This is a genomic window from Cupriavidus sp. FW306-01-F10A (assembly GCF_058782785.1).
Genome location: NZ_JBYSYA010000060.1, coordinates 1 through 652 on the forward strand (window position 1 = coordinate 1; position 652 = coordinate 652).

Below are 652 nucleotides of genomic sequence, written 5' to 3' on the forward strand. Positions count from 1 at the left end.
ACGGTTTGCGAAACTTCCCGACCATCCGCATAGTGGGTCGTCTGGCGATAGCTTCCGTCGTCAAACGTGGTCCGCTCGGCGATGCTGGATAGCGCGCCGCTGTCATCATAAGTCTTCGTAATGATGACGCCGCCGCCTGCTGCTACCTGCACGATAGAACTACCATCCCCGAATAATTGACCTGACTGCATGACATCCCGGTCACGGTCATATTGCGTCACGACAGCGCTTGATTTGTCGCGAGCGTTCATTGTCAATTCGGTGTACCCGCCAAAACTGTTTCGCTGCTGAATCAGAGTTTCCCCTGTACTCTGGTCTACGCGAACCCACTGCTGCGTACCGTCAGCGCGCTGGACAACATAGGAATCTTGGCCCTCTTGAATGACGTTCGCCACCGGGCTGGAGCTTAGGCTTCCGAATTGCTCACGCACATTGGCAGGGATAGCCGCAAAATCGGCGTGATTCGGCGGAATTCGGTATTTGCCAGTAGCTGGATCAATGCTGAGCCCTTGTTGCCCAGCAAACAGCGCTCCCATCGTATGGTCCATCCCAAACGTAGCCAAACCGAAGGGGGTTGCTCCCGCAAGCAGAATGGTCTTGAACGCTTCGGGCATAAATGTGCCCGGTAACATCGTGACTTGTTGATCAGTCA

At 54.9% G+C, this 652-nt stretch carries 1 protein-coding gene; it reads right to left on the minus strand.

From position 1 onward, the window contains the following. On the minus strand, positions 1-652 hold a 652-nt coding region (locus AC3WLF_RS31335; RefSeq protein ID WP_492359311.1), incomplete at both ends, for a hypothetical protein.